This is a genomic window from Pseudomonas sp. 2995-1 (genome assembly GCF_002742505.1).
In the GTDB taxonomy this organism is placed as follows: domain Bacteria; phylum Pseudomonadota; class Gammaproteobacteria; order Pseudomonadales; family Pseudomonadaceae; genus Aquipseudomonas; species Aquipseudomonas sivasensis.
Genome location: NZ_LJSA01000517.1, coordinates 1 through 305, shown reverse-complemented (window position 1 = coordinate 305; position 305 = coordinate 1). Strand labels below are relative to the sequence as shown.

Here is a 305-nt window from a genome sequence, read left to right as displayed (position 1 = left end):
TAATGAAGAAACAGTTGAACAGTTAAAAGAGTCTGTTGATCTATCAGCCGTGACCTATGAGATATTTGTTGGAGATCTTAGTGTTGGACATTTAAATGTTAATAAGGATATAGGTGAACTTATAGATTCATTAATTTTAGAATATGTTTCAGAAGAAGAACTGCTTGAATACTATGCAGAGGGAGAATTAGAGGGTGAATTAGATACTCCTAGAATAGTAGATATAAGCTTCTCCGAAGATATTACTTGGGAGGAATCCACTACTGATCCTGAGGAGATATTATCATTAAAAGAAGCTATAAAGG

Annotated in this window: 1 protein-coding gene; it reads left to right on the top strand. The window is 33.4% G+C overall.

The window, feature by feature from the left end:
* Positions 1 to 305, top strand: a 305-nt coding sequence (locus AOA61_RS31335) for a hypothetical protein (RefSeq protein WP_158234830.1), incomplete at both ends; no start/stop codon positions are given.